This window comes from Pseudomonas sp. GL_139_B, from assembly GCF_057834475.1.
This window is the reverse complement of the sequence record NZ_CM174403.1, coordinates 168915-175000: the sequence shown is the minus strand read 5'-3', so window position 1 is coordinate 175000 and position 6086 is coordinate 168915. Positions and strand designations below refer to the sequence as shown.

Below are 6086 nucleotides of genomic sequence, written 5' to 3'. Positions count from 1 at the left end.
AGGTTGAGCCCGGGGCTTTCACATCCAACTTAACGAACCACCTACGCGCGCTTTACGCCCAGTAATTCCGATTAACGCTTGCACCCTCTGTATTACCGCGGCTGCTGGCACAGAGTTAGCCGGTGCTTATTCTGTCGGTAACGTCAAGACAGCAACGTATTAGGTTACTGCCCTTCCTCCCAACTTAAAGTGCTTTACAATCCGAAGACCTTCTTCACACACGCGGCATGGCTGGATCAGGCTTTCGCCCATTGTCCAATATTCCCCACTGCTGCCTCCCGTAGGAGTCTGGACCGTGTCTCAGTTCCAGTGTGACTGATCATCCTCTCAGACCAGTTACGGATCGTCGCCTTGGTGAGCCATTACCTCACCAACTAGCTAATCCGACCTAGGCTCATCTGATAGCGCAAGGCCCGAAGGTCCCCTGCTTTCTCCCGTAGGACGTATGCGGTATTAGCGTTCGTTTCCGAACGTTATCCCCCACTACCAGGCAGATTCCTAGGCATTACTCACCCGTCCGCCGCTCTCAAGAGAAGCAAGCTTCTCTCTACCGCTCGACTTGCATGTGTTAGGCCTGCCGCCAGCGTTCAATCTGAGCCATGATCAAACTCTTCAGTTCAAACATCTTTGGGTTTTTAAGAAACCCTAAACTTGGCTCAGCAATCGTTGGTTACATCTTTGATTTCTCGCGGAGTAACTTGTGATGCTGATAATCTTGTTGACTATCAGCCTGACTCCACAAGCACCCACACGAATTGCTTGATTCAGTTGTTAAAGAGCGGTTGGTTAAGATCTTTCGTCTCAACCGAGGCGCGCATTCTACAGCAGCCTCTGTTGCTGTCAAGCGGTTATTTTCAGAAGCTTTCAAAGTTTCCTTTGTAACTTCAACCACTTGCGCTTTCGATCTCTCGTTAGCGGGAGGCGAATTCTACAGCGATCCAATATTTCGTCAAGCATCTTTTTGAACTTTCTTACCGCTTCCAAATGCCTGTACTGCAAAACCTTTTCAGCCCCCCTTCAGCGAGGCGCTGTATCACTTGAAACCGCAGCTCTCCATACCAGTATTGATTGGGTAAACCAGCGGCGTTCCTACTCGGTCGTCCAGTCAAGATCGTCGTCCCACTCTTCAACGTCCTCAAAGTCGTCCTCATCAACCCCCTCAGCTTCCGGTTGGTTAAGGAGGAAATCCTTACGACTCTCAGTAATTGCCCGCCTTAGTTCCTCCCCTTTCACGGGGCAGTTGAGCATTTGGGCGATGCGATCGATTTTCTTCGCCACGGCTTCCTCCAACGCATCGGCTACGGCTCGATAGTGCGCGCTTTCGGGCGCTGATGCCAAATGACTGAATGTCAGCGGTGATAACGGCGCACTACGCTACTGTTCTTTAGTACATGACCTTTGATTTTTTCCAGCAGTTGCGCGCGCGTCAGGCCGGCAGGCAAGGCCTCCGGCGCAAGGTCCAGCGCGTACAGCTGAATGATGTAGTGATGCGCACTGTCACCGACTGGTGGGCAAGGCCCCAAATAACCGGTGGTGCCTTTGCTGTTGGTGCCACCAACACCTTCAAGAGCTGATTTTGCTCCTACGCCAGCCGGGATCTGGTGAGTGGAGGCTTTAATACCGTAATGCACCCAATGATCGGCTCCCTGCCCCTTCTGTCCGTCAGGGTCATGCATGACGATGGCATAACTCAACGTACCCGCCGGCCCGGCGTTCCAGTTCAGAGCGGGTGACGCGTTGTGCCCGCCACAACCCGGAGCATCGCTGGCGGCGGCCGAGGTAAACAGCCGGTCATCCGTGACGCCGGGGATGTTCAGGGTGAAACGTTCTTGGGCCTGCGCCGGAAATTGCACGCACAGGGCGACTGCAACGGCCGCAAACCAAGGGTTAAGAGAGGTCAATCGGGTCATTGCGGAGCACCTTGTGCATGTAGGGCCGTCGTCGGCTTGCGAACTATAGCGTTACGTTCGTGAGGTGGCACTGGGAATTGGCTGAACCTCGCGTAACGCGCCAAACTCTTAAGTGAAACGTCTGTCTGGAGAGCCGTCATGGCACTGCACCGCGTCGCCCATTTCGCCGATGTGCCCGAAAACAGAGGCCTTCAAGCCCGGATCGCGGACACCAACATTGTTTTGCTGCGAGTGGGCGATCAACTACGCGCCTACCAAGGCGAATGCCCGCATGCCGGGGCACCTCTGGCGGAAGGTGCGGTGTGCCACGGACGCTTGATTTGCCCGTGGCACAAAGCCGCGTTTCGGATCGAAGACGGTGCATTATGCGAGCCGCCAGCCTTGGACAGGCTCAAGCGCTATCCGCTGGAAGTCCGCAATGGCGACATCTGGGTCGACGACCAGCCATTTGCCGATGCTCACACCCCGCAGGCAGACGACAAGCGAACGTTTGTCATCGTCGGTGCCGGGGCGGCCGGTACGGCGTGTGCGGCGGCACTACGCGAAAAGGGCTTCGGTGGTCAAATTCTGTTGATCGATCGCGAAGCCGACGCCGGCTACGATCGCACCGTCCTGAGCAAATTTGTCATCGCTGGAGAAATGTCACCGGAAGAAATCCCGCCACTGCGTGATGACGCGTTTTATCGTGAGCAGCGAATCGAGCGTATCACTGGTGACGTCGCAAGCCTGGATTCGTCGAACAAAACCCTGCGGCTGACCAATGGTCGGTTGCTGAGCTACGACGCCGCGCTGCTTGCCACTGGCAGCCAGCCCAATCCACTCACGCTGCCTGGCGCCGATTTGCCACAGGTGTTCATGTTGCGTTCAAAAGAGCAGGCGCAGCGAATTCTGCAAGCGGCAAAGCCTGGCCAGCGAGCGGTGATCATCGGCGACAGCTTTATTGCCATGGAGTCCGCTTCAGCCCTGCGCCAATTAGGATTAGAGGTCACCGTTTTGGCCCGTCATGCCATTCCTTTCGCAGCACAATTTGGCGAAACAGTCGGCAAGGCGATTCGCGCCTTGCATGAGGCCAATGGCGTGGTGTTTCACACCGATGGCGAAGCCTCCTATATAGAAGGAGCGAACAACGTCGAGGCGGTGCACCTGGACAATGGTCAACGTTTGCCAGCGGATCTGGTGCTGGCCGGCATTGGCGTCAGCCCCGCAACCGACACGTTTGCCGATCTGCCCAAGGAAAAAGACCGGTCGCTGAAGGTCGATGGTGGAATGCACGTCACCGACGGGTTGTGGGCGGCCGGTGATATCGCGACCTTTCCGCTCAACGGCCAGCCTCAACGTATCGAGCATTGGCGCTTGGCCCAGCAACAGGCGCGGATCGCCGCCGCGAATATGCTTGGCGCTGAAGAGCATTACCTCGACGTGCCGTACTTCTGGACCTGGCACTTTGGCAAAAACTACGACTACCTCGGCCATGCCAATGCCTGGGACGAGGTCGAGTTCAAGGGTGATCCTTACCATCCACCCTTTATAGGCCTGTTCGGCAAGAACGGTGTGGTGGCCGCAGCGGTCGCCTGCGATGAGGAACGGGTCATGGCGCTGCTCGCCGAACGCATGAAACAATCGTTGTCGGTGGACGAAGCGTGGCGGCTGATTCGAGACATTAGTTAGCGTACAAAAATCCGACAGCAAAACGCCCGGCGTCTGCATGCAGCAGACTCCGGGCGTTACTTTGAACGACGCGTTTTATTGCTGGATCTCGGCACCGCCACCGAGTTTGCTCATCACGAAGCTGACAAACTCTTCCACCGTCATTTTCTGGCCATTGAATTCCACCTGATTGTTGGCGTAGTGCAATTTGCTGACGATGTTGTTGCCGTCCAGTTTGGCGAATTGCGAGCCTATCGCCATGCTGCTGAACATGTCGGCAGTGGCGGAAGCCTGATCGGTGATGACCTTGGCGTCAGTCTGACCGTCAAGTTGACTTTGCACGGTCAGCAGGTCGACGAGCATTGGCTTGGACACCTGCACATTGATATCCAGCAGCGCAATCAACTGCAGGGTCAGTTGATCGGTCGGCAGGTCCATGGTCTGCGGTTTGGTCAGGTCGAGCACCAGGTTAGCGCGGCTTTCACCGTTGGCGGTGTTGAACGACAGGTTTTCCAGTGCCACCTGCGGGCCGGCCGCCAGCAGTTTTTCAAGACCGGTTTTGACTTGCGCCTCTTCGGCCGGGGTCAGGACCAGCTCTGGAGTCGGCTGACCGGCCGCAGCAGCCTCCGCGGCGGCTCTCTCGTAAGGCTGCAGTTTGGTCTGGTAAATCTGCATCAGCGACATGGTCGCCGGGATGTCGAGGTTTTTCAGGCTCACGGCCATTTGCGCAGCGCCGACAGCTTTGCCGTTCATCGACACTTCACCCACCTTGTAATCGGCACGCCCCGAAGCGCTGGTGCCCGATTCCTGGGTCAGGTTCTTCATTTCAAATTTCTTGAGGCCCAGCACCGATTGCTTGGCACCAAAGGTAGTTTTGCTGTCCGTCAGCTCAAGGGTGTTCTCGCCGGTATAGTAGCCGTAGGTACTTTTTACCAGGTTGCTGGCCAGGGTCAGGCCATTGATCTCAAGTTTCACCGGGGTTTGATCTTCAGCCACGGTGCTCAGCGTCAGGCTGTTCATGTAGCCGTTGGCTTTGACTTTCTGGGCTTGAGCGCTGGCGGCGACGTCGAGGTTCAAACCAGAGAAATTCAGGGTGGATTTTTCATCCAGCACGACGTCCAGCGGTTGCAATTCGAGGGTGCCGCTGGTGGAGTTGTCGTAACCAATATTGACCACGCCGGTGAGCGGGGATTTGCCTTTGGCGGCGGTAAACCACTTTTCGGTGAGCGAGGTGCGTTCCAGTTCGTAGTGACTGGTGGCCATGACCGGCAACCACTTGAAAGAGACCAGGCGCGAGAACGGCAGCGGACCGTGTTCGATGTGGTCGGCGAACAGCAATTCAACCGGGGTTTCACCAAACATCTCGCCTTCGCCTTTGAGGCGGTAGTGCGCAGTGCTGCTGAACACATGACGCTCAAGCGACACCAACTCCAGCGATGCCGTGCCATTGGAACCGACCAGCGCGGCATTCAGCTCTTTGTTGGCGTCGGCGATCGAGGTGTTCAACACACCTTCGATTTTGGTCCCGGTGTACCAGGCACCACCCGCACTGATTGCACCGATGGCTACGACGATTCCAAGAAGCACGCCTGCTGATTTATTCATGAATGACCCAGTCAATGTCCGTTGGTTGAAGGTGTCGTCTTCCCTGACCCCGTGACGGGTTACGGCTCGACTCCGCTGAAAGTGAGGTGGAGATTAGCATTGAGCGCCATCATAGCGCCCTATTGATGTGTCCAATTTCATTAGGCCAGATCAGGCTCGCTCCCACATGGGTCTGTGATCTACACATAACCATAGATGTGGGAGCGAGCCTGCTCGCGATGGCGTCAGTCCAACCAACACACATTCAGGAGTACTGAACTTCCATCTCATCCAATTGATGATCAAAGCTCTTGAGCCGCGCAGTCCACGTATACACCAGCACCTCAAAATCCCGGTTGATCACCGCACCGCCTGTCACTTCCGAACTCGGGTCACAGACGTCCAGTTGATAGCGTTCCCGCGCCATCTTGGTGGCGACATCCGAGAGTTCGCGGGCATTGTTGAGCCAATGCCAGCCCTCCTCGAATACCTGCTTATCCAGGGCCAGACATTGTTTCTTCAAGGTATCGAGGCTTTTTTCCAGCGGTGTGCCGGTGAGCTCGCCCATGACTTCCTGAAACGTCCGTCCCGGCTGCCAGTAGCTGCCCCAGAAATATTGGTCAAACACCGTTTCGACACGACGCAACGCCACCTTGGTGTCCCAAATCAGCACCAGGGTCTTGCCTTGTTCGAGTTGTCTTTTTTTGATGCGCTGGCCCTGGACTGAAGACCAGGCCACCACCACGATTGCCATTGCTGCAATCAGCGCACTGGCGCTGTCGAGAAACACCAGCGCCTTATCGATCTGGTGGGCCAGCATGATGCCGTAGAAATAGGTGGCCGACAGCAAAACCAATGCCGCAATAGCGCACCAAAAGCCAGGAGCATAAGGGTTTTTCATTATTTTTAATCCCCATGACCAACGCGAACTTGATCGATGAAGTC

5 protein-coding genes and 1 rRNA gene (1 of these 6 only partly in view) are annotated in these 6086 nt (G+C 55.9%); 1 reads left to right on the top strand and 5 read right to left on the bottom strand.

Annotation, left to right across the window (positions count from 1 at the left end):
- The 3 genes from AC3ISI_RS00775 to AC3ISI_RS00765 all read right to left on the bottom strand — a co-directional run.
- Window positions 1-619: ribosomal RNA gene (locus AC3ISI_RS00775) — 16S ribosomal RNA — on the bottom strand; it reaches 918 nt to the left of the window's first position.
- 470 nt (window positions 620-1089) lie between these two features.
- Complete coding sequence (locus AC3ISI_RS00770) at window positions 1090-1338, bottom strand: hypothetical protein (protein WP_489335034.1); 249 nt, start codon at window positions 1336-1338, stop codon at window positions 1090-1092.
- Between the two features lie 11 nt (window positions 1339-1349).
- A complete protein-coding gene (locus AC3ISI_RS00765) occupies window positions 1350-1910 on the bottom strand; it encodes a YbhB/YbcL family Raf kinase inhibitor-like protein (protein WP_489335033.1) in 561 nt (186 codons plus the stop codon).
- 138 nt (window positions 1911-2048) lie between these two features.
- On the opposite strand from AC3ISI_RS00765, the gene AC3ISI_RS00760 reads away from it, so the two are divergent.
- Window positions 2049-3578 (top strand): FAD-dependent oxidoreductase, encoded by a 1530-nt coding sequence (locus AC3ISI_RS00760; protein ID WP_489335032.1) that lies wholly within the window; start codon window positions 2049-2051, stop codon window positions 3576-3578.
- 75 nt (window positions 3579-3653) lie between these two features.
- Here AC3ISI_RS00760 and AC3ISI_RS00755 read toward each other — a convergent pair whose 3' ends face one another.
- Both AC3ISI_RS00755 and AC3ISI_RS00750 read right to left on the bottom strand, forming a co-directional pair.
- The gene (locus tag AC3ISI_RS00755) at window positions 3654-5162 is read right to left on the bottom strand and encodes a YdgA family protein (protein WP_489335031.1); all 1509 of its coding nucleotides are present in this window, start codon (window positions 5160-5162) and stop codon (window positions 3654-3656) included.
- Window positions 5163-5406: 244 nt separating this feature from the next.
- Entirely contained in the window at window positions 5407-6042 is a 636-nt protein-coding gene (locus AC3ISI_RS00750) for an NADH:ubiquinone oxidoreductase subunit N (protein WP_489335030.1), read from the bottom strand.
- Window positions 6043-6086: the final 44 nt, after the last annotated feature.